Raw genomic sequence first — 22,134 nt, 5'->3', positions numbered from 1 at the left:
TAAACTACCTAATTAGTTAAATTCTAGTTCTACATCTTGCGCCGCCATTAAAGATAATTTATGGATCAAATCATCTGTTGGCGTGACACACCATTCGGTTCCGAGGGTTAATTCTGCCAGCGCATCTGGACGTTGGTAAAAAACCTTAATCGGACAAGTACCAAACTTATAAGGTTCAAGTACTCGTTGTAAATTTTCGAAGAAGCTTGCTTCGACTTGCACCATATTAAGCGTCACTTTCAGCGCTTTAATACGCTTTTCGCGTGCTTGTGCGATAGTGCATATATCTCTGGCTGTCATTGTAATACCACCAGAGAAGTTATCAAAGCTGACCTGTCCGGATATTACCAAGATATTATTAACTTGTAGCATATCTTGGTACATTTCGAACTGTTCTGGGAATAATCGTACATCAATTCGTGCGCTCTTGTCATCTAAAGTTACAAGACCCCAACGATTTCCCTTTTTATTGATAAGTGTTCGCGCCGATATAACCAATCCTGCCGCGGTTGATTGCACATCGCGATTAGTCGGTTGTAAATCGACTAACTTGCACGATGTGTAATAACGTAGTTCTTTACGGTACTGGTTAATTGGGTGACCGGTTAGGTAAAGACCGAGTGTATCTTTTTCACCATCAAGCCACTGGTTATCAGTCAGTGGTGTGGTTTTTACAAATGCCTGCTCGACTTCATCAGACTCGCTTGCTAATAAACCAAATAAGTCACTTTGCCCTAGTGACTCAGCTTTGTGGTGTTGATCAGCCGCTTTCATGGCCCCTGGTAAGCTTGCTAATAATGTTGCGCGCGCAGGCTGTGTTTTTTCAGGGCCGAGCTTGTCTAATGCGCCCGCATAAATCAACTTTTCAGTAACCCGTTTATTAATACGCTTCAAATCAACTCGGGCGCAAAAATCAAATAAATCTTTAAATGGTCCACCAGCTTGGCGCGCATCTAATATCGCATCTACAGGTGCCTCACCGACCCCTTTAATTGCACCAACACCGTAAACAATTTCACCTTTAAGATTGACTGTAAACTTATACTCACCCGCATTTACATCCGGAGGTAACAAGGTGAGTTTCATATTTTCACATTCATCCACCAAGGTAACAATTTTGTCAGTATTATCCATATCCGCCGACATGACCGCGGCCATAAATTCGGCTGGATAATGGGTTTTCATCCACAGCGTTTGATACGACACCAACGCATAAGCAGCGGAGTGCGACTTATTAAAACCATAGCCTGCGAACTTTTCTACCAGGTCGAATATTTTAACTGCAAGTTCGCCGTCGATACCGTTATTTCGCGCTCCTTCTTCAAACGTTGCACGCTGCTTGGCCATTTCTTCAGGTTTTTTCTTACCCATGGCGCGGCGTAGCATATCGGCACCGCCAAGAGAGTAACCAGCTAATACCTGCGCGATTTGCATTACTTGTTCTTGATACAGAATAATGCCGTAGGTCGGCTCTAGAATAGGCTGCAAACTTTCGTGTTGGTACTGCGCATCTGGATAGGAGATTTCTTCACGGCCTAGCTTTCTGTCAATGAAGTTATCTACCATGCCTGACTGCAATGGCCCCGGGCGAAATAAAGCAACTAAGGCAATCATATCTTCAAAACTGTCGGGCTTTAAGCGGCGAACTAAGTCTTTCATACCGCGCGACTCTAACTGGAATACCGCGGTCGTTTCGGCGCGTAATAATAGCTCAATACTTTTTTTATCATCGAGTGGAATACTATTGATATCGACGGGTTCTTTACCCTCACGAGCCATACGCTCGTTAGTCATATCAATTGCCCACTGTAAAATAGTGAGCGTTCGAAGGCCTAAAAAGTCAAATTTTACTAAACCTGCGGTTTCAACGTCGTTCTTATCAAACTGAGTAACCGGAAACTTACCTTCGTCATCACAATAAAGTGCCGCAAAGTCGGTTATAGTGGTGGGTGATATAACCACCCCTCCGGCGTGCTTACCGGCGTTACGTGTACAGCCTTCAAGGATGCGACACATATCAATCAAATCTTTTATTTCACCGTCACCATCGTAAGCCTCTTGCAAGCGCGGCTCTACATCAAACGCTTTGGCAAGTGTCATACCGGGATCGCCAGGGATCATTTTTGATATGCGATCTACAAAGCCATACGGATGACCAAGCACACGCCCTACATCTCGAATCACCGCTTTTGCTGCCATGGTACCAAAGGTAATGATTTGCGAGACTGCGTCTCGTCCATAAAGTGCCGATACATGATCGATAACTTCATCACGTCTATCCATACAGAAATCGACATCGAAATCGGGCATAGATACACGTTCAGGGTTTAAAAAGCGTTCAAAAAGTAAATCAAACTCAAGTGGGTCTAAGTCGGTAATTTTTAGCGCATAAGCCACTAATGAACCCGCGCCTGAGCCTCGTCCCGGCCCAACAGGTATATTATTATCTTTACTCCACTGGATAAACTCCATTACGATCAAGAAGTAACCAGGGAAACCCATTTGGTTAATAACACCTAACTCAATACTGAGTCGTTCGTCGTATTCACCGCGTTTCTCTTGGCGCTCTTGTTCATTAGGAAATAAAGACTTTAAACGCTCTTCTAGGCCATCTTGAGAAACCTTAACTAAGAAATCATCAATTTTTAAAGAGCCAGTTGGGTAGTCAGGTAAAAAGTAAGTGCCTAACTGCACTGTAACATTACAGCGCTTAGCAATTTCCACCGTATTTTGCAGTGCTTCAGGAATATCACTAAATAGCTCAGCCATTTGCTCGGCAGTTTTTAAATATTGCTCTTGTGAGAAGCGTTTCGGACGGCGCTTATCATCTAATGTATAGCCATCATGAATAGCGACACGTATTTCATGAGCCTCAAAGTTTTCAGCCTTTAAGAAAACTACTTCGTTAGTAGCGACAACCGGCAGTTGCTCTGCAGTTGCAAGCTCTACTGCCAAATGCAGGTAGTCTTCTTCTAGTTCCCGACTCGTGCGAATCAACTCAATATAATAGTGGTCACTAAAGTGCTGTTTATAAAAGCTCACTACCGATTCAACTATCGTCGGATTACCTTTTAATAACGCTTTACCTAAATCGCCATCTTTCGCGCCTGAGAGTAAAATAAGGCCGGTTTTTAATTCCACCAACCATTCCCGATCTATTACTGGTCGATGAAAAATATGGCCGCGCTGAAAGGCTTTTGAAATAAGTAACGTAAGGTTTTTATAGCCTTCATTGTCTTTAGCTAAAATAGTGATGCGACATGGTTCGGTTTCAAATTCTGGACTACGCAACCAGAAATCAGCCCCCACTAATGGCTTTATACCCGCCCCGTGTGCACCTTCATAAAAACGTACTAAACCAGATAAGTTCATTTGGTCAGTAATTGCAAGCGCTGGCATCTGCAGATCTAGGGCTTTGGCTACAATTGGCTTTGTTTTGGCTAGGCCATCAACCATAGAAAAGTCGGAATGAACACGTAAGTGAACAAAATCAGGCGACGCCATTATTGCTCCTGCATAGTAAGTACTCGTTGTACTGGTTTAAAGCTTTTTCGATGTTCACTAATTGCACCATATTTCTCAAGCGCCGCAAAATGTGCTTTAGTCGGGTAGCCTTTGTGTCCTGCAAAACCATATTCTGGATGGCGTTTATCAAGTTCTAGCATTTCGTCATCACGAGCTACTTTTGCCAAAATAGAAGCTGCAGAAATTTCCGCCACTAAACTATCGCCTTTTATTACAGCTTGCGCAGGCATGTTGAGCGCAGGTAAACGATTACCATCAATAAATACAAACTCAGGCTCAATCACAAGAGATGCCACTGCCCGCGACATTGCAAGCATGGTTGCGTGAAGAATATTTAGCTCGTCTATTTCGTTAGAATTACAGCGACCAAACGCATAACATAGTGCTTTTTCTTTTATTTCAGTCGCAAGTAACTGGCGCTTTTTATCATTGAGTTTTTTAGAGTCAGCCAAACCTGCAATAGGTTTTAATGGGTCAAGTATCACTGCTGCAGTGACTACATCCCCCACCAGTGGACCTCGACCTACTTCATCTACCCCAGCAATGAGTTTAACATTTGGACGTTCAATCTGCATTAATAAGCTCCGCTACCGCTTCTGCGGCTTGAACACTTGCATTTAAGCGTATTTGTTGGTGAATAGCTAAAAAGCGTGCTTTAAGTTCACTGTTGTCTGAATTTAACATAGGTGAAAGTGCATTGGTTAAATTTTCTACATTACAATCACTTTGCATAAATTCAGGAACTAGCTCCTCATCAGCTAGTAAGTTAGGTAATGAGAAATATTTTATATTAAAGGTGAATAAGCTTTTAAAAATCCAATAACTGAGTGCTTTTATTTTATAGCCCACGACCATTGGCTTTTTATAGAGCATACCTTCAAGTGTAGCTGTGCCAGAGGCAATTAAAATCGCATCGGCTGCTTGCATAGCAATATCAGATTGGCCATCTAGTAAAATAGGCTCAAGTGTTGGTGCTGTTTTAGCTAGTACTTCATTGAATTGCGTTTTACGCTTTTCATTAACCAGTGGCACAACAATCTTTAAATTAGGATGTTGCGCCTTTAAATTAGCCGCGGTTTTAATATAAGTTTCACTCAGTAACCCGACTTCAGTCCCTCTACTACCGGGTAACAATGCGAGTACTTTATCACTAGGTGATAAACCAAGCCGTTCACGCGCTTTGGTATCATCGTGTTCTAGGGCAATATCATCTGCGAGGGTATGGCCGACAAATGTACAAGGCACCTGATGTTTATCATAAAAGGCTTTTTCAAATGGTAATAATGCCAACACTAAGTTCGTGGCGGCGCTAATAGTATTAATCCGTTTCTCACGCCATGCCCACACTGAAGGGCTAACATACTGTACGGTTTTTATACCCGCATCTTTAAGTGGTTTTTCTACCCGCAAGTTAAAATCAGGCGCATCTATACCTATGAATACATCCGGTGGATTATCAATAAAGTGCTGCACTAATTGTTTGCGAATTTTAAGTAACCGCGGTAATCGGCCAAGTACTTCTACCAGCCCCATTACTGACAGTTCTTCCATATCAAATAAACTTTTACATCCCTGCTCTTGCATTTTTGGGCCAGCTATCCCCTCAAAAACAGCATCGGGGAAACGTGTTTTTAAGGCTTTTATTAGCCCCTCCCCCAAAATATCTCCTGAGAGCTCACCGACCACTACCGCTATTCTGAGAGGAGCATTATGTTTCTTCATTTGCTTTTAATTCACACGTTTAAAGGCTATTAATATAGGTAGTTTACCGTGTTTTATGCTTTGATTAAATCCTTTAATCAAAGCACTGTTACTTTGTCTGCTTTTAAACTAGACTCAATCACTATTCGACTGTTTTATAGACATATGTTGGTAACTTATACCTCATTGTGTTTCACTGACCTAGCTATTTTGTTGCTTCATTTAGTTGTTGACAAAAAATGAGCAAAGGTCAATACTTATAAAGTTTCAATAATTACTGAAACATCATGTTTATTACGTAACTGATTAATTTTGTCATGTGTTTGCTGTTACACATACAAGGAGCCTTTTAAAATGATAGATGAATTATTTGTCGATCTATCCCGATTGCAGTTTGCCGTCACTGCCCTATTTCACTTTTTATTCGTGCCACTGACCTTAGGTATGACATGGATTTTAGTGATCATGGAGTCTGTGTATGTAATGACAGGCCGTGAGATTTATCGCGACATGACTAAATTTTGGGGTAAGTTATTTGGTATTAACTTTGCTGTTGGTATTGCGACCGGCCTTACAATGGAGTTTGAGTTTGGCACCAACTGGTCATACTATTCACACTATGTAGGCGATGTGTTTGGTGCGCCCTTAGCTATAGAAGGCCTAATGGCATTCTTTTTAGAATCCACTTTTGTGGGTATGTTCTTTTTAGGCTGGCAACGACTTTCTAAACGCCAACACTTAGGAGCAACCTTTTTAATGGCGATTGGCACAAATATGTCTGCACTGTGGATATTGATTGCTAATGGTTGGATGCAAAATCCTGTCGGTGCAGAGTTCAATTATCAAACCATGCGCATGGAAATGACCAGCTTTGCTGAGCTCGTGTTCAATCCTGTAGCACAGGTTAAATTTATTCATACGGTGTCGGCAGGTTATGTTGCTGCGTCAATGTTTGTACTCGGTATTAGTAGTTGGTACATATTAAAGGGACGAGATTTAGCCTTTGCAAAACGTTCGTTCTCAGTCGCTTCCGGCTTTGGTTTAGCGTCTATTTTATGTGTGATTTTACTCGGTGATGAGTCAGGTTATGAAGTCGGAGAAGTGCAAAAAGTTAAACTGGCTGCCATAGAGGCCGAATGGCATACCGAAGAAGCACCGGCTGCATTCACATTAATGGGCATTCCAGATTCAGAAGAGCAAGTAACTCACGCAGCAGTTAAAATACCGTATGCGCTAGGGTTAATTGCTACGCGCTCCTTGGATGAACAAGTAACCGGTATTAATGACTTGGAAAAGCAGCACGACATTCGTATTCGTAATGGCATGATAGCTTATAAATACCTTGAAAAACTCAGAAATGGCGATGATACACCCGAGAACATTGCTAAATTTGATAAACTTAAAGATGACTTAGGTTATGGGTTGCTGCTAAAACGCTACACCCCAAATGTGGTAGACGCTACCGAAGAGCAAATTCAACAAGCCGTTAAAGACTCATTTCCTAAAGTTGGCCCAATGTTTTGGTCATTTAGGATTATGGTAGCCTGTGGCATGATCATGCTTATAGTGTTTGCATTATCATTTTATTACAATGCACAGCGAGTTATTGAACAAAAACGCTGGTTATTATGGGCCGCAGTTTGGAGTATTCCGCTACCTTGGATTGCTATCGAATTTGGTTGGATAGTCGCTGAATATGGCCGTCAGCCGTGGGCTATATCCGAAATACTTCCCACCTTCTTAGCTACTTCATCACTGACCGTGAATGACTTGCTAATAAGTTTGACTGGTTTTATTATTTTTTATATTGCACTTGCTATTGTAGAAGGTTGGTTACTGTTACGCTTTATCAAACAAGGACCAAGTTCCCTGCATACCGGTAAATATCACTTTGAATTGCCAGCGCAAAACAAAGCTACCAATCAAGGAGCCGACTCATGATTTTTGATTACGAAACGCTAAAGCTGGCCTGGTGGCTGCTAATCGGTATTTTGTTAATTGGCTTTGCAATTACTGACGGTATGGATATGGGGGCTGCCATTTTGCTGCGCCTAGTGGGCAAAACCGATTTAGAGAGACGCACTGTTATTAATACTATTGCGCCTCATTGGGATGGCAATCAGGTTTGGTTTATTACCGCCGGTGGCGCGCTATTTGCTGCCTGGCCAATGGTCTATGCAGCCGCCTTTTCAGGCTTTTACTTTGCCATGATGTTAGTATTGTTTGCGTTATTTCTTAGACCATTAGGGTTTGACTATCGCAGTAAAGTAGATTCACAGCGCTGGCGCAACAACTGGGATTGGGGGCTATTTATAGGTAGTATAATTCCTGCTCTAGTATTCGGTGTTGCATTTGGTAACTTATTTTTAGGAGTGCCTTACAGTATTGATGAATATTTGCGAGTAAGCTATCAAGGCTCGTTTTTTGCTCTGCTTAATCCATTCGGGCTAGCCGCTGGTCTTATCAGTATTACCATGTTGGTGGGCCATGCAGGTATGTGGTTGCAACTGCGAACTGATGCTAAAGTCGCATTACGTTCAGCGCAGTATGGACGCTATTCACTCATTGCTTTTATGGTGCTATTCGCAGCTGCAGGTTTTTGGGTGGCAAATTTAAATGGCTACCAAATTACTTCTATGCCTGACACACAAAGCTATGCAAACCCGATAGCCAAAACAGTATCGGTTGTTCCTGGTGGTTGGTTAAATAATTATACTGCAATGCCGTTAACTATCTTGTTTCCAGTACTTGCCTTTGTAATGGCAATGTTAGGCATCATTTTTTCAAAGATTAATAAACCCGCGCTCGCACTCATATCAACCTGTATTATGCTGATTGGTGTAATCATGACTGCAGGAACAGCATTATTCCCATTTATTATGCCATCAAGTAACAATCCAGATATAAGCTTAACCATGTGGGATGCAGTATCTAGTCATCGAACACTTAATGTTATGTTTATTGCCGCCGTGATTTTTGTGCCGCTGATCCTCAGTTACACCACGTGGTGTTATGTAAAAATGTGGCGCAGAATAACTACTGATGAAATTGAAAATAACACTCATGGTAGCTACTAAGGAGATAAATTTATGTGGTATTTCGCTTGGATTTTAGGAGTGATTTTAGCTTGTACATTAGGAGTTATTAATGTGATGTGGTACGAGTTTCAACAGCATAAAAACAGCATTGCTGATGACGAACAAGAACTACATGATATGTTAAATAATCAAAATGACGACTAGCCCCCGACCTGACCGCGCGCAGCAAAAGAAGCTGCGCGCATTTTTAAAAAACCACTCATCCCACGCCGGTCACTTATTAAAGCTTAGTATTGCTCTTGGTACCATTAACGCCTTGTTGATGATTGCCTCGTGCTATTTATTAGCCCGCGCAGTGCATCAAGTGATGTTTGCAGGAGATAACCTAGCAAACGTTACTTATCTGCTTTGGCCTTTAGCAGGGTTGATTTTATTACGCGCCACTTTTTTAGCACTCAGTGAACGTGTCAGCAATTATGCAGCGTTAAAAATAAAGTCTGCAATGCGCAAAACTTTACTTAAAAAACTCAACCAACTAGGCCCAACTTATACAGATCAAAAGGGCCAAGGCGCAACCTTAAATGTGGTACATAATGGTGTTGAAGCATTACACGAATATTATGCGAATTACTTACCGAGTGTTGCTTACAGCGCCCTTATTCCACTGGCAATATTAATAGTGATTTTTCCGACCGACTATAAAGCGGGGCTGATTTTTTTATTAACCGCTCCATTGATTCCATTTTTTATGATTTTAGTAGGTCATCAAGCTGAACAACTGAATCAACAGCGCTGGCAAAAACTAGCCGTGCTAGGGAATTACTTTTTTGACCGTTTACAAGGACTGACGCAATTAAAACTATTTAGTGCCACTCAGCAAGAGCTAAAAAACATTGCCAAGATATCAGATGACTTTCGTGGTGCGACTATGAGTGTATTAAAGGTCGCATTTTTGTCTTCTTTTGCTCTAGAGTTTTTTGCCACGATTAGTGTGGCGTTAGTAGCTGTGATCATCGGTTTTAGGCTCTTTTTTGGCACGCTCGATTTTGCGACAGGTTTTGTGGTGTTGCTACTTGCCCCGGAGTTTTACCTACCGCTAAGGCAAATGGGCACCCACTACCACGCACGACTTGAAGGCATTAGCGCCGCTGCCGATATGATTGATATAATCAATGCCTCATCGCAAAATGAGTCAACAGGCTCTCAACCTATAAATTTGCCAATTCAATCAATTACCACCCACAAGCTCAGCTTTATTTACCCTGATAGTAACGAAGGAGTAAGCGATATATCACTTAACTTATCACCCCTTGGGTTATATGCTTTTGTTGGTGAAAGTGGAGCAGGAAAAAGCACTTTATTTGATTGCTTATTAGGCTTTCATTCAGAGGCGCAATCAAAAATACAGATTAACGATCTACCACTAAGTGATTATTCAATCACTGACTGGCAGCAACATATAGCTTGGATCCCACAGCAGCCCACGTTATTTTTTATGAGCATTCGCGACAATATAAAACTTGGTAAACCTCATGCAAATAACAGCGAAATACAAAATGCGGCTGAGCAAGCCGGTGCTTTAACATTTATTAATGCGCTACCGGAAGGCTTTGATACGCTTTTAGGTGAGCATGGCGAAGGGCTTTCTGGCGGACAGCGACAACGTATTGCTCTCGCACGGGCTTTTTTAAAAAATGCTCCTATTTTAGTACTTGATGAACCGACCGCTCACCTTGACAGCCAAACTGAAACGCTTATCAATAATGCTATAAATGACTATGCTAAAACGCATTTAGTACTAGTGATTGCTCATCGATTGAGCACAGTAAAGCATGCCAAGACTATTTATGTATTGCAAAATGGACAGCTTATTGAGCAAGGTAATTACGCAACACTAATTAAACAGCAAGGACCGTTTCATCGCTTAATAACAGCCAATGGTGTTCAATCATGACTCACTTTTTACGATTATTAAGCCTTTGCAAGCCTCATGCTGGTATGTTGCTGCTTGGCGCTTTTTTATCGAGTTTAACCGTGCTTGCTAATGTGGGTTTATTAGCGATTTCAGGCTGGTTTTTAGCTGCTATGGCTGCGGCGGGAATTGCTGGCGTTCATATGAATTACTTTACTCCCGCAGGCACCATTCGCTTTTTAGCTATTGTCAGAACCGCATCTCGCTATGGTGAGCGATTAGTTACTCACAACGCCACATTTTTATTACTTAGTGAGATCCGCGTGCGAGTATTTGCCACCCTCGCCCAACTCAACAATGTTGATTTAGCAATGAGCCGCAGTGCCGATTTAGTTAATCGTATGCAAAACGATGTTGATGCGCTTGATAAGTTTTACCTGAACGTGCTGCTACCCATTGTAGTGGCCCTTTTTAGCATTCCTATTGTGATGTTATTTATGAGTATTTATAACCCACAAGTAGCACTAATATGCTTTACTGCCTTGATGATTATTGGGGTGATTATTCCAGCAGTTTTAAGTAAGCGACTGCATAAAAGCGCTGATGTAGAAGCAGAGCAATCTGCGTATCTTCGCGCTGAGCTTGCAGATACACTTAAAGGCGCCCGTGAACTTGCTATATATCAAGCCGCACCACAACAAATTATAAAGTGCGACACAATTAGCACTAACTACAATAAAGAGCTCTATAAACGCCACAAAGCAGTTGCAAATAGTAATGGGGTTAATTTACTTATAGTACAGTTTACTATGCTGGCAAGCGTTATTATTATTGCTCCTTTAGTCTTTAGCGGGGCAATGAAAAACGTCGAACTTGCGATGATGAGTCTATTCGTTTTAGCCAGCTTCGAAACAGTGCTTAGTCTACCAAATGCATTCATCCAATTACCAAGTGTATTAGGCGCCGCAAAACGTATTTTTGAGTTAGAAGACAAACTTGCTATAAGCAAAACAAATTCTGCGCCAGAAATAGCTCCTCCTTTCCAACAAATAAGATCAGAGCAACCTATTGGCTTAACTCTTAACAATATTAGCTATAGCTATGATAATAGACACCTCGCACTTGATGATATTAATTTAACCATTAATGCAGCTGAAAAAGTTGCGCTGGTGGGCCCAAGCGGCAGTGGTAAAACAACCTTGGTTAATATTTTAACCGGACTTTGGCCATTACAAACAGGCAGCGCAATATTAACTAGCGATCAGCAACACATAGATTTACAAAGCTTAACACCAGAGCAGCGCTTTTCAATGTTGTCTATTGTTGCCCAAAAACATCATATATTTGATGGCACTCTTAAAGAAAACCTGCTTTATGCTTCACCTAATGCAAATAATGAAATGCTTATTAAAGCCTGTCAGCAAGCGCAGCTAGGTGATTGGCTTGATAATTTAAAGGCAGGGCTAAATACAAGGCTAGGTATTGCAGGAAGGAAGCTTTCACAAGGGCAATCTAGACGTATTGCACTTGCTCAAGCGTTATTACGTAATAGCGAGATTGTGGTGTTAGACGAGCCAACAGAAAGCCTTGATAACCAAACTAAACATGCCGTTATTAATACACTTTTGCATGTCATGAGAAATCAAACCGTGTTAACAATTACTCACGATCCCACACTTTTGAATACTATGGATAAAGTAATCTGGCTTGAGCAAGGAAAGGTGCGTGCTGTGGCTAAGCATGAAATATTACTTAAAGAGCATGCCGATTACCTTTCACTTATCACACGCTTTTAGTTATGCTAAGTGCTTATTAATCAGTATTTAGCAGTTCAATTTCGACATCGACAACCCCTTCGTTGAGGTTAGCTAATTGGCTAAATGCATGCTTGGTTAAATCTATAATACGACCGCGGATAAATGGCCCACGATCATTAATCTTGACGATTATAGATCGATTATTAGCTAGGTTAGTTACTCGTACTTTACTGCCAAAAGGTAATTCTTTATGGGCCGCGGTCATCCCTTGCTGGCTGTACACTTCACCGCTTGCAGTAAGCCTGCCGTGATACTTATCAGCGTAGTAACTTGCTTTACCTTGTTGCTTAGCGGAGCTTGTACTGAATGATGGGGCACTACTACAACCCGCCAAGGTCGTTATAGCCAAAAAAGTTAAAATTAGTTTAAACACAGTGTAGCTCCTTTTTAACAGGCTACATTAACAAAAAATAACTGAGTATTAGCTGAATTAGCTTGTTTTATTTAAGCATAAAAAACCCCACACAAATAAATGTGCAGGGTTTAATTTTATTAAATGTAGCTTGCAGATTAAACGTCTAAATAATCCAAAATGCCCTCTGCTGCGTTACGTCCTTCAAAAATAGCAGTTACCACTAAGTCTGAACCACGTACAATGTCACCACCAGCGAAAATCTTAGGGTTAGTTGTTTGATGCGTAAACTCGCCTTTTTCTGGTGCGTTAATGCCGCCCCAATGATTTATTTCAACATCGTACTTTTCAAGCCAGTCCATTTTATGTGGTTTAAAGCCAAATGCCATAAGCACTTGAGTGGCTTCAATTACATGCTCTGAACCAGCAATCACTTCAGCGCGACTACGACCATTTTCATCTGGTTCACCCATTTGGGTTTTCACCATTTGAACACCTGCTACATGGCCTTTATCGTTTAATAAAATCCCGGTTGGTTGCACGTTAAAAATAAACTCAACGTCTTCTTCTTTGGCATTTTTAACTTCGCGCTTTGAACCAGGCATGTTTTCTTCATCACGACGATACGCACAGGTTACTTTTTCTGCGCCGTGGCGAATAGAAGTTCGTACACAGTCCATAGCGGTATCGCCGCCACCAAGTACCACAACTTTTTCATTTGCCATATCAAGATAGGCTTGATTGGTTTCGTCATAGCCCATAACACGGTTAGTATTACCAATTAAAAATGGTAAGGCGTCATGTACGCCAGGCGCGTCTTCGTTTTCAAGACCTGCACGCATACTTTGATAAGTCCCCACTCCCAAAAATACCGCGTCATACTCAGCTAAAATTTCATCCATAGTAATATCAACACCGACTTCAGTATTAAGTTTAAACTCAACACCCATTTCAGTGAAAATTTCACGACGCTTTTGCATTACTTCTTTTTCAAGTTTGAATGAAGGAATACCAAACGTTAGTAGCCCACCAATTTCAGGGTGACGGTCAAATACCACTGGCTTTATGCCATTACGTACTAGGATATCTGCACACCCAAGTCCAGCTGGACCGGCACCTATAACAGCTACTTTTTTCTCAGTCCATACCACATAAGACATGTCCGGCTTCCAGCCCATTTCAAATGCGGTGTCGGTAATATACTTTTCAATATTTCCGATTGTTACTGCGCCAAATTCTTCATTTAGCGTACAGTCGCCTTCACATAACCTATCTTGTGGACATACACGGCCACACACTTCTGGCAAACTATTAGTACGGTGTGACAGTTCTGCGGCTTCTAAAATACGACCGGTACGAATTAACTTTAGCCACTGTGGAATATAGTTATGTACTGGGCATTTCCACTCGCAATACGGGTTGCCACAGTCAAGACAGCGATCCGCCTGTGAATTAACTTGTGTCTCTGAGAATGGTTCATAAATCTCAACAAAAGACTGTTTGCGTGACGAAATTGGTTTTTTACGTGGATCAACACGTTGCACGTCGATAAATTGATATACATTTTCGCTCATACTACCCCCTACTGAGCCTGAACACGCAGTTCTGCACTGCTACGCGCTCGGTGTCCAAGTAAACTTTTAACATCGCTTGATTTTGGTTTTACTAATTTAAACATCGGAATGTACAAATCAAAATTTGCCAAAATCTGCTCTGCTCTACTTGAAGCGGTCAACTCTAAATGCTCAGCAACTAAACCGCGTAAATGTTCTTGGTGTGAAGCGAGATTTTCCATAGTAACAATTTCAACCAATTCTGGATTGATACGCTTTTCAAAGTCACTGCCTTCATCAAGAATGTAAGCAAAGCCGCCAGTCATACCAGCGCCAAAGTTAACGCCTACTTTACCTAGGATACAAACCACACCACCGGTCATGTATTCACAACCATTGTCACCTACACCTTCAACAACTGCCTGAACACCTGAGTTACGTACTGCAAAGCGCTCTCCAGCACAACCGGCCGCAAATAGCTTGCCACCTGTTGCACCGTATAAACAAGTATTACCAGCAATAGTCGCTTTATGACTTTCAAATGATGAACCCAATGGTGGGCGAATAACCAGTTTACCACCAGCCATTCCTTTGCCAACGTAATCGTTAGCATCGCCGACTAAGGTCATTTCAAGGCCGCCAGCATTCCACACACCAAATGACTGACCCGCAGTACCGTGCAATTCAATTGCTACTGGATCCGCTGCCATACCTTGATTACCATGCTTAGAAGCAATATAACCAGAGAGCATAGCACCTACAGAACGGTCGGTATTATAAATTCGATTAACCAGTGAAATACCGCCACTTTCATCAATCGCTGTTTTAGCTTTTTCTAATAATGTTTCGTTTAACTTGCCTAAATAATGAGAGCTATTAGGCGTACTACAATACAAAGTTTCACCCGTCGGATTATTTGGCACAGCGAGCAGTGACGATAAATCAATTTTCTTTTGCTTTTCAGTTTGACCTTCTATCGCCTCAAGTAAATCTAAACGACCAATTAAATCGGTTAACCTTGTAACGCCTAAGCTTGCCATTATTTCACGTGCTTCTTGGGCTATAAACTTAAAGTAGTTCATCGCCATTTCTGGTAAGCCGTGAAAGTGCTTTTGACGCAAGGTGTCATCTTGCGTTGCAACACCTGTTGCACAGTTATTTAAATGACAAATACGTAAGTATTTACATCCAAGCGCAACCATTGGGCCGGTACCAAAACCAAAGCTTTCAGCACCTAAAATAGCCGCTTTCACTATATCTAACCCCGTCTTTAAACCGCCATCAGTTTGTAAGCGAATACGATGACGAAGACCATTTTCAACTAATGCTTGCTGGGTTTCAGCAAGGCCAAGCTCCCACGGGCTACCGGCATACTTAACTGAGGTGAGCGGACTTGCACCTGTACCACCGTCGTAACCTGAAATAGTAATTAAATCAGCATACGCTTTGGCGACACCGGTTGCGATGGTACCTACACCTGGCTCTGATACTAGCTTTACAGAGATCATTGCTTTTGGATTAACTTGCTTTAAGTCAAAAATCAGCTGGGCTAAATCTTCAATTGAATAAATATCGTGATGCGGTGGTGGCGAAATTAACGTCACACCCGGCACAGAATAACGAAGCTTTGCAATATAGGGCGTGACTTTTTCACCCGGTAACTGCCCGCCCTCGCCAGGTTTTGCACCTTGCGCAACTTTTATTTGAATAACATCAGCACTTTGCAAGTAATGCGGTGTCACCCCAAAGCGACCTGAAGCAACTTGTTTAATACGTGAGTTTTTCTCAGTACCATAACGTAGTTTGTCTTCACCGCCTTCACCTGAATTTGAACAACCACCTAAACGGTTCATTGCAATCGCTAGTGCTTCATGGGCTTCTGGCGATAATGCACCAATACTCATAGCTGCTGAGTCAAAACGTTTATAAAGTTCTGTAGCCGGCTCTACATCGTCAATACTAATGCCTTCTACTGACTTTAACGCTAGCATATCGCGCAGTGTTGCCACCGGGCGTTTATTAACAAGCTCAGCGTAAACGCTATAGTCTTTATACTCACCAGAGCGCACTGCTTTTTGTAAGGAGAAAATCACGTCAGGGTTGTACGCATGGTACTCTCCATCATGGACATATTTTAATAAACCACCGTGACTTAATAACTTACGACGACTAAATGCTAACTTGTGAAGCTTTTGCTGATCGACATCAAAATCACTATAACAAGCGCCTTTAATACGACTTGCTACACCGTTAAAACATGTTTCAACAATTGAATCAGATAAACCCACGGCTTCAAATAGCATTGAGCAACGATATGAAGCAACCGTACTAATGCCCATTTTCGACATAATCTTGTACAAGCCCTTGTTTATCGCACCACGATAAGCAAGAGTTACTTCACAATAGTTTTTGTTGATCACTTTTGAATCGGTCATCGCAACTAATGATTCATACGCTAAATAGGGGTAAATTGCCGTTGCACCAAAGCCTAGTAATACCGCAAATTGATGCGGATCACGTACGCTTCCTGATTCAATAATAATGTTAGATTCACAACGTAAGTTGTTATCAACTAGACGTTTTTGAACTGCCCCCACGGCCATTGCAGCAGGAATAGGTAAATGCGTTTCGCTAAAGTTACGGTCACTTAAAATAAGCATCACACAACCTGAAGCCGCTTTTTCTTGAGCTTCATCACAAACACGTGTTACCGCTTTTTCAAGGCCTTCTTCCACCGTGTAAGTAATATCGATATTACAATAGCTATAATGCGCTTCATCAGCATCTAATAACTGCTTCATATCAGCGTACATTAAAATAGGCGTTTCGAACTGTAAGCGTTTAGCGTGGCCAGTGGTTTCATTAAAAACATTTTGCTCAGAGCCGATGCAGGTCGCAAGCGACATTACATGATTTTCACGCAGCGGATCGATAGGCGGATTAGTTACCTGAGCAAACTTTTGGCGAAAGTAATCAAACAGCGAACGATTGCCTTCAGATAGTACCGCAAAAGGCGTATCATCACCCATTGAACCCGTGGCTTCTTGACCAATATCACCCATTACCCGAATAACGCTGTCTAACTCTTCATTAGTAAAGCCAAACATTTTTTGATACTTCAGTAAGGTCGCATCGTCAAATGAGCGATTACCTGCGTCTTTTTCTGATAACTGCTCAAACGGAGTTAAGCGCTTAACATTTTTTTCAAGCCATGATTTATAAGGATGGCGTGATTTTAAATCTTGGTCAATTTCGCCTGAATGCCAAATTTTACCTTGATGGGTATCTATAACCAATAACTCACCAGGGCCAACACGGCCTTTTTCAACCACTTCATCTGCAGTGTAATCCCAAATTCCAACTTCAGAGGCAAGCGTCATAAAGCCATCTTGAGTTATTACATAACGCGCTGGACGTAAACCATTACGGTCAAGGTTACAAGCTGCAAAGCGACCATCTGACATTACAATGCCCGCAGGGCCATCCCATGGTTCCATATGCATTGAGTTAAAGTCATAAAAAGCGCGTAAATCGTCATCCATCGCACGGTTTTTTTGCCATGCAGGCGGTACAAGCATGCGCATTGCACGGAATAAATCCATGCCGCCAGCTAAAAACAGCTCTAGCATATTATCTAAACTTGACGAGTCTGAACCCGTTTCATTTACAAAAGGTGCTGCGCTTTGTAAGTCAGGGATCAGTGGAGAAGAAAACTTATACGAGCGAGCACGTGCCCACTGACGATTACCTTGAATAGTATTTATTTCACCGTTATGCGCTAAATAGCGGAACGGTTGTGCAAGTGGCCAACGTGGTTGCGTATTCGTTGAAAAGCGTTGGTGAAATACACAAATCGCACTGGCCATGCGAATATCAGCCAAGTCGAGATAAAAATTAGGTAAGTCTACAGGCATCATTAAGCCTTTATAAACAGTTACCAAACCTGACAAACTGGCAATATAAAAATGTTCATCATCTATAAGCCGTTTTTCAGCACGGCGACGTGCCACATATAATCGACGTTCAAGATCTTTTGGACGCCAACCCTCTGGCGCACTCACAAAAATTTGTTCAAACTTAGGTAATTGCTTTTTTGCAATAGGACCTAAACAGTCTTCATCCGTCGGCACCACACGCCAACCTTGAATATTAAGTGTTTCTTTTTCTAATTCTTCACTTAGTACATCTTTAGCTGTTTGAGCAAGTACTGGATCAGCATTTAAAAATATCATGCCAACAGCATAGTTCTTGCCTAAATGCCAGTTTTTTTCATTGGCAATTGCACGAAAGAAGCTATCTGGCTTTTGCATCAATAGGCCGCAGCCGTCGCCAGTTTTGCCATCGGCAGAAATACCACCACGATGCTCCATTCGATCAAGCCCCGTGATTGCAGTACGCACCAAGCGGTGACTCGCTTGGCCATTGACTTGGGCAATTAAACCAAAGCCACAATTATCTTTTTCTAATTTTGAGTCGTATAACATAGACCCCTCCCCTTGCTACAACAACTAGCAGTAATGACGTTCTTGACGGTTTGCTAGCAGACGGACAAAAATATCGCCAATTGGCAGTTGAGTCAACATAATTTTGAATACATATTCACATTGTTGAATATTTCTCACTTCAATACAATGCTTTTCTTTATCGTTATTTTTTAACATTTAACGCTTATTATCGCGCTATCTTTTCATGACACTGGTGTCATATTTAACAATTTGTAAAATAAGCACTCAAAAACCATGCAGTTTACGTTAACGTAAACCCTGTGTTTTTGTGAATATTTATTCACTCCATATATAGTTGTTCAATTTGGTTTTTTTTAATCATTTTAACTACGTACTATTAATACCCTAATGGGCACTAACAAAGCTGGTCATACAAGAGTGAATAACCAATACAAAAAATGCTTATAGTGATGCATTTATTGCATAACCATTACCCTTTATAAACAAGCAAAACTTTTCTTTAAAGAGGTAATAATTTACATAAAGGTATTCTTATTATGGTGTGAGTATATTTTGCCCGGGTGCAGATAGTATTTTAGTTATAAATTGAAACATCGTTAAATTTGAATATAGCGTGGGAAATAAAAAAGCAACTAGAAGGTATGAAGAGTTTTTAGATCTATTAAAATAATATCAAGAATTTGAACTAACTACAAAAAGGCCGCATGCTCGCGACCTTTTGAATTTAATTGAGCCAACTAAATTATTCTGCGTCAGCTTCTTTATGTTTTTTAGCTGTTTCAGTGATCAGTGGTTGTAGTTCACCACGTTGAAACATTTCAATGATAATATCACAACCACCAACTAATTCGCCTTCGACCCATAGCTGTGGAAAGGTAGGCCAGTTAGCGTGAGCTGGTAGCTCTGCGCGAATGTCTGGGTTTAGCAATATGTCAACATACGCAAACGGTTCGCCACATGACATAAGCGCTTGTGATGCTTGCGAAGAAAAACCACAATTAGGCAGTTTTGGTGATCCTTTCATGAATAAGATGATCGGGTTTTCAGCAATTTGCTGTTTAATTTTATCAATGGTTTCCATTTACAACCTCAAAATGACGATAGCGAACACATTAGGCCTTGAAAAAGTTTCACTGTGGCCTCAGATATATATTAAATGGGCGATTAACGCCACAATCTTAAATAGTCTTTAACAAGAGCATTGCTGTTTGCTAAAACTTGAGTAAAATACTCAACTATTATAGTAACACTATAATCCCACTTGGTATAGGTAAGCACTTTGTTAGCATAGCTATTACCTATAACCGACTGGACTATCAACCAAGAAGATGGAGATAAAAAAATGGCATTTGAACTACCGTCACTACCGTATGCAATTGATGCACTTGAACCACATATTTCAAAAGAAACGCTAGAGTTTCACCACGGTAAGCATCACAACACTTATGTGACTAAACTTAACGGTTTGATCCCAGGTACTGAATTTGAAGGCAAATCGCTTGAAGAAATCGTATGCTCTTCAAATGGTGGCGTATTTAATAACGCAGCACAAATCTGGAACCACACTTTCTACTGGAACAGCTTATCTCCAAATGGCGGCGGTGCACCTACAGGCGCAATCGCAGATGCAATCAACGCGAAATGGGGCTCATTTGACGCGCTAAAAGATGCATTAAATGATAAAGCAGTTAACAACTTTGGTTCAAGCTGGACTTGGTTAGTGAAACTTGCTGATGGTTCTTTAGACATCGTAAATACATCTAACGCAGCAACACCACTAACTGATGAGGGTGTTACACCAATCCTTACTGTGGATCTGTGGGAACATGCTTATTACATCGATTACCGTAACGTCCGTCCTGATTACCTTAAAGGTTTCTGGTCATTAGTTAACTGGGAATTCGCAAACGCGAACTTCGCTTAATTAGCTTAAGTGTTAATTAACAATCGATAAAAAGACGCTACGGCGTCTTTTTTAATGTCTGTTATTTATGTTATTAAAGTGTCTGATACGCAATCATATTTAAACCTGTCCACTGAAGTAATTTTTAGATTAAATTATTAACCTTATTGCGCAAAAATTTAAAACCGTGACTATCCTCAAATTACCCTATGTTTTTTCTTAAAGTAAAAACACGTTTTTGCAGGTCTCTATGAGTATTTTTGAGCATAAGCAATCACAATACGAAAAGTCACAAGAAGAAGAGTACAACATCAAAGTTCTTAAGCACCTATATCGACTATGGGACTTTCAAATTAAGCTTGAAAAAGTATCATCTATTTACAATTTTAAATTTCAGTAAAACTTGGTGCTTATGGGTCAGTATAATACACTGGCTTGAACTGCGTTTACTTTAAAGGAAATACCTTATGCTACGACTACGTTCTCTCACTTTTGTTCTCACGGCGCTTTGCGCAGTATCTCTCACTCAAGCAGCAGAGCTTACTGAAAACACATTAGATGCAAAAAAAGTAACGGCACAAAGCAAACCTATCACTTTACTCGGCCAAGGGGTCGAAGTGGGTGATAAAGCACCGGATTTCAAAGTAGTTGATGAGCAGTTTACTCCTATCACTTTGGAGAACTACCAAGGTAAGGCGGTACTCATTAGCGTTGTGCCAAGCTTAGACACGGGTGTATGTAGCATTCAAACTAAACACTTTAATGAAAAGGTTGCAGATAAGTTTCCACAAATTGCCATGCTGACAATCAGCGCAGATTTACCCTTTGCACAAAAGCGTTTCTGCAAAGCAGAAAATATCGATAAAGTGATCACCCTATCGGATTCAGTATGGCGTGACTTTGGTCAAAACTATGGTTTGATTATTAAAGATATGGGACTTTTAACGCGCGCTGTATTTGTACTTGATGCCAAGCATAATATTATTTATAAGCAACTTGTCGCTGACTTATCAACAGAACCCGATTATGCATCGGTTATTGGTCAGTTAGAAAAGCTTTAACTTTCTGATAATAATAAAAACCCCTTATAAATTAAGGGGTTTTTATTTAAATTAAGATTATTTAATTAACCTAGTAACTTACCTAACTGCTGACTTATTTCTTCAACAGCTTGCTTACCGTCCAACTTATGGTATTGAGTGTTACCTGCTTTTTCTTCAGCTTGATAATAATCAACTAACGGCTTTGTTTGATCATGATATATACCTAAACGTTTACGTACCGTTTCTTCTGTATCGTCATCACGAATAATTAAATCTTCACCAGTAATATCGTCTTTACCGTCGACTTTTGGTGGATTATAAACAATATGATATACACGGCCAGAACCAGGATGGACACGACGTCCGCTCATACGTTCAACAATAACTTCATCAGCCACATCAAACTCAATAACGTGATCAACCACAACGCCATTTTCTTTCATAGCATCCGCTTGTGGAATAGTACGTGGGAAGCCATCAAGTAAAAAACCTTTATCGCAATCTGGTTTTGCAATACGTTCTTTTACAAGGCCAATGATAATATCATCAGAGATTAATTGACCCGCGTCCATTACTTTTTTTGCTTCTAGACCAAGAGGCGTGCCTTCTTTGATAGCTGCACGCAGCATATCGCCCGTTGAAATTTGTGGAATACTGTATTTGTCCATCAAAAACTGAGCTTGAGTACCTTTACCTGCACCCGGCGCGCCCAAAAGAATAATGCGCATATCATTGTCCTCTGTATGAGTTTATTTCTAAAGCCTGAATTCTTCCACAACTAAGTCGATGACTCAAGCAACTTATACTAATTGGTTATACTAACC

At 41.0% G+C, this 22,134-nt stretch carries 16 protein-coding genes; 8 read left to right on the top strand and 8 right to left on the bottom strand.

Going from position 1 to position 22,134, the window contains the following annotated elements; genetic code table 11:
* Window positions 1-12: 12 nt before the first annotated feature.
* Genes dnaE through lpxB form a run of 3 tightly spaced genes read right to left on the bottom strand, consistent with a single transcriptional unit; the run spans window position 13 to window position 5,247 of the window.
* The gene (gene dnaE, locus ACT3RM_RS08000; protein ID WP_441834935.1) at window positions 13-3,504 is read right to left on the bottom strand and encodes a DNA polymerase III subunit alpha; all 3,492 of its coding nucleotides are present in this window, start codon (window positions 3,502-3,504) and stop codon (window positions 13-15) included.
* Entirely contained in the window at window positions 3,504-4,100 is a 597-nt protein-coding gene (gene rnhB, locus ACT3RM_RS07995; protein ID WP_441834934.1) for a ribonuclease HII, read from the bottom strand. The genes dnaE and rnhB overlap by 1 nt, the downstream gene beginning before the upstream one ends.
* Complete coding sequence (gene lpxB, locus ACT3RM_RS07990; protein WP_441834933.1) at window positions 4,090-5,247, bottom strand: lipid-A-disaccharide synthase; 1,158 nt, start codon at window positions 5,245-5,247, stop codon at window positions 4,090-4,092. The genes rnhB and lpxB overlap by 11 nt, the downstream gene beginning before the upstream one ends.
* Before the next feature lie 333 nt (window positions 5,248-5,580).
* Between lpxB and ACT3RM_RS07985 the strand changes: the two genes are divergently transcribed.
* Genes ACT3RM_RS07985 through cydC form a run of 5 tightly spaced genes read left to right on the top strand, consistent with a single transcriptional unit; the run spans window position 5,581 to window position 11,972 of the window.
* Entirely contained in the window at window positions 5,581-7,167 is a 1,587-nt protein-coding gene (locus tag ACT3RM_RS07985; RefSeq protein ID WP_441834932.1) for a cytochrome ubiquinol oxidase subunit I, read from the top strand.
* A complete protein-coding gene (gene cydB / locus ACT3RM_RS07980) occupies window positions 7,164-8,303 on the top strand; it encodes a cytochrome d ubiquinol oxidase subunit II (RefSeq protein WP_441834931.1) in 1,140 nt (379 codons plus the stop codon). Before ACT3RM_RS07985 ends, cydB begins: the two co-directional genes overlap by 4 nt.
* A gap of 12 nt (window positions 8,304-8,315) precedes the next feature.
* Window positions 8,316-8,468: a cytochrome bd-I oxidase subunit CydX gene (gene cydX / locus ACT3RM_RS07975; RefSeq protein WP_441834930.1), complete on the top strand. Its 153-nt coding sequence runs from the start codon at window positions 8,316-8,318 to the stop codon at window positions 8,466-8,468.
* Entirely contained in the window at window positions 8,458-10,218 is a 1,761-nt protein-coding gene (cydD, locus tag ACT3RM_RS07970) for a thiol reductant ABC exporter subunit CydD (protein ID WP_441834929.1), read from the top strand. The genes cydX and cydD overlap by 11 nt, the downstream gene beginning before the upstream one ends.
* Window positions 10,215-11,972: a thiol reductant ABC exporter subunit CydC gene (gene cydC, locus ACT3RM_RS07965; RefSeq protein WP_441834928.1), complete on the top strand. Its 1,758-nt coding sequence runs from the start codon at window positions 10,215-10,217 to the stop codon at window positions 11,970-11,972. The genes cydD and cydC overlap by 4 nt, the downstream gene beginning before the upstream one ends.
* A gap of 16 nt (window positions 11,973-11,988) precedes the next feature.
* Here the strand turns inward: cydC and ACT3RM_RS07960 are convergent, their stop codons facing one another.
* The 4 genes from ACT3RM_RS07960 to ACT3RM_RS07945 all read right to left on the bottom strand — a co-directional run bounded on the left by ACT3RM_RS07960 (window position 11,989) and on the right by ACT3RM_RS07945 (window position 19,445).
* The gene (locus ACT3RM_RS07960) at window positions 11,989-12,366 is read right to left on the bottom strand and encodes a septal ring lytic transglycosylase RlpA family protein (RefSeq protein ID WP_441834927.1); all 378 of its coding nucleotides are present in this window, start codon (window positions 12,364-12,366) and stop codon (window positions 11,989-11,991) included.
* Between the two features lie 137 nt (window positions 12,367-12,503).
* Window positions 12,504-13,919 (bottom strand): FAD-dependent oxidoreductase, encoded by a 1,416-nt coding sequence (locus ACT3RM_RS07955; RefSeq protein WP_441834926.1) that lies wholly within the window; start codon window positions 13,917-13,919, stop codon window positions 12,504-12,506.
* Between the two features lie 8 nt (window positions 13,920-13,927).
* Window positions 13,928-18,382: a glutamate synthase large subunit gene (gene gltB / locus ACT3RM_RS07950; RefSeq protein WP_441834925.1), complete on the bottom strand. Its 4,455-nt coding sequence runs from the start codon at window positions 18,380-18,382 to the stop codon at window positions 13,928-13,930.
* A gap of 724 nt (window positions 18,383-19,106) precedes the next feature.
* Window positions 19,107-19,445 carry a Grx4 family monothiol glutaredoxin gene (locus ACT3RM_RS07945; RefSeq protein ID WP_441834924.1) on the bottom strand — a complete coding sequence of 113 codons (339 nt, stop codon included), beginning with the start codon at window positions 19,443-19,445 and terminating at the stop codon, window positions 19,107-19,109.
* 261 nt (window positions 19,446-19,706) lie between these two features.
* On the opposite strand from ACT3RM_RS07945, the gene ACT3RM_RS07940 reads away from it, so the two are divergent.
* The 3 genes from ACT3RM_RS07940 to tpx all read left to right on the top strand — a co-directional run bounded on the left by ACT3RM_RS07940 (window position 19,707) and on the right by tpx (window position 21,328).
* A complete protein-coding gene (locus ACT3RM_RS07940; RefSeq protein ID WP_441834923.1) occupies window positions 19,707-20,288 on the top strand; it encodes a superoxide dismutase in 582 nt (193 codons plus the stop codon).
* Window positions 20,289-20,517: 229 nt separating this feature from the next.
* Window positions 20,518-20,667, top strand: coding sequence for a hypothetical protein (locus tag ACT3RM_RS07935; RefSeq protein WP_441834922.1), 150 nt, complete (start codon window positions 20,518-20,520; stop codon window positions 20,665-20,667).
* 67 nt (window positions 20,668-20,734) lie between these two features.
* Window positions 20,735-21,328 (top strand): thiol peroxidase, encoded by a 594-nt coding sequence (gene tpx, locus ACT3RM_RS07930; protein ID WP_441834921.1) that lies wholly within the window; start codon window positions 20,735-20,737, stop codon window positions 21,326-21,328.
* Between the two features lie 65 nt (window positions 21,329-21,393).
* Here the strand turns inward: tpx and adk are convergent, their stop codons facing one another.
* On the bottom strand, window positions 21,394-22,038 hold the full coding sequence (gene adk, locus ACT3RM_RS07925; protein WP_441992779.1) for an adenylate kinase: 645 nt from the start codon (window positions 22,036-22,038) through the stop codon (window positions 21,394-21,396).
* Window positions 22,039-22,134: the final 96 nt, after the last annotated feature.

The organism is Pseudoalteromonas sp. AOP7-A1-14 (assembly GCF_052376275.1).
Classification (GTDB): Bacteria; Pseudomonadota; Gammaproteobacteria; order Enterobacterales; family Alteromonadaceae; genus Pseudoalteromonas.
The sequence above is the reverse complement of the archived record's forward strand: the minus strand, read 5'-3'. Positions and strand labels throughout refer to the sequence as shown.

What these genes read in the sequence shown, in the direction of transcription:
- dnaE (WP_441834935.1), bottom strand. Translation starts at nt 3,504, where the DNA reads ATGGCGTCGCCTGATTTTGTTCACTTACGTGTTCATTCCGACTTTTCT.
- rnhB (WP_441834934.1), bottom strand. Translation starts at nt 4,100, where the DNA reads ATGCAGATTGAACGTCCAAATGTTAAACTCATTGCTGGGGTAGATGAA.
- lpxB (WP_441834933.1), bottom strand. Translation starts at nt 5,247, where the DNA reads ATGAAGAAACATAATGCTCCTCTCAGAATAGCGGTAGTGGTCGGTGAG.
- ACT3RM_RS07985 (WP_441834932.1), top strand. Translation starts at nt 5,581, where the DNA reads ATGATAGATGAATTATTTGTCGATCTATCCCGATTGCAGTTTGCCGTC.
- cydB (WP_441834931.1), top strand. Translation starts at nt 7,164, where the DNA reads ATGATTTTTGATTACGAAACGCTAAAGCTGGCCTGGTGGCTGCTAATC.
- cydX (WP_441834930.1), top strand. Translation starts at nt 8,316, where the DNA reads ATGTGGTATTTCGCTTGGATTTTAGGAGTGATTTTAGCTTGTACATTA.
- cydD (WP_441834929.1), top strand. Translation starts at nt 8,458, where the DNA reads ATGACGACTAGCCCCCGACCTGACCGCGCGCAGCAAAAGAAGCTGCGC.
- cydC (WP_441834928.1), top strand. Translation starts at nt 10,215, where the DNA reads ATGACTCACTTTTTACGATTATTAAGCCTTTGCAAGCCTCATGCTGGT.
- ACT3RM_RS07955 (WP_441834926.1), bottom strand. Translation starts at nt 13,919, where the DNA reads ATGAGCGAAAATGTATATCAATTTATCGACGTGCAACGTGTTGATCCA.
- gltB (WP_441834925.1), bottom strand. Translation starts at nt 18,382, where the DNA reads ATGTTATACGACTCAAAATTAGAAAAAGATAATTGTGGCTTTGGTTTA.
- ACT3RM_RS07945 (WP_441834924.1), bottom strand. Translation starts at nt 19,445, where the DNA reads ATGGAAACCATTGATAAAATTAAACAGCAAATTGCTGAAAACCCGATC.
- ACT3RM_RS07940 (WP_441834923.1), top strand. Translation starts at nt 19,707, where the DNA reads ATGGCATTTGAACTACCGTCACTACCGTATGCAATTGATGCACTTGAA.
- ACT3RM_RS07935 (WP_441834922.1), top strand. Translation starts at nt 20,518, where the DNA reads ATGAGTATTTTTGAGCATAAGCAATCACAATACGAAAAGTCACAAGAA.
- tpx (WP_441834921.1), top strand. Translation starts at nt 20,735, where the DNA reads ATGCTACGACTACGTTCTCTCACTTTTGTTCTCACGGCGCTTTGCGCA.
- adk (WP_441992779.1), bottom strand. Translation starts at nt 22,038, where the DNA reads ATGCGCATTATTCTTTTGGGCGCGCCGGGTGCAGGTAAAGGTACTCAA.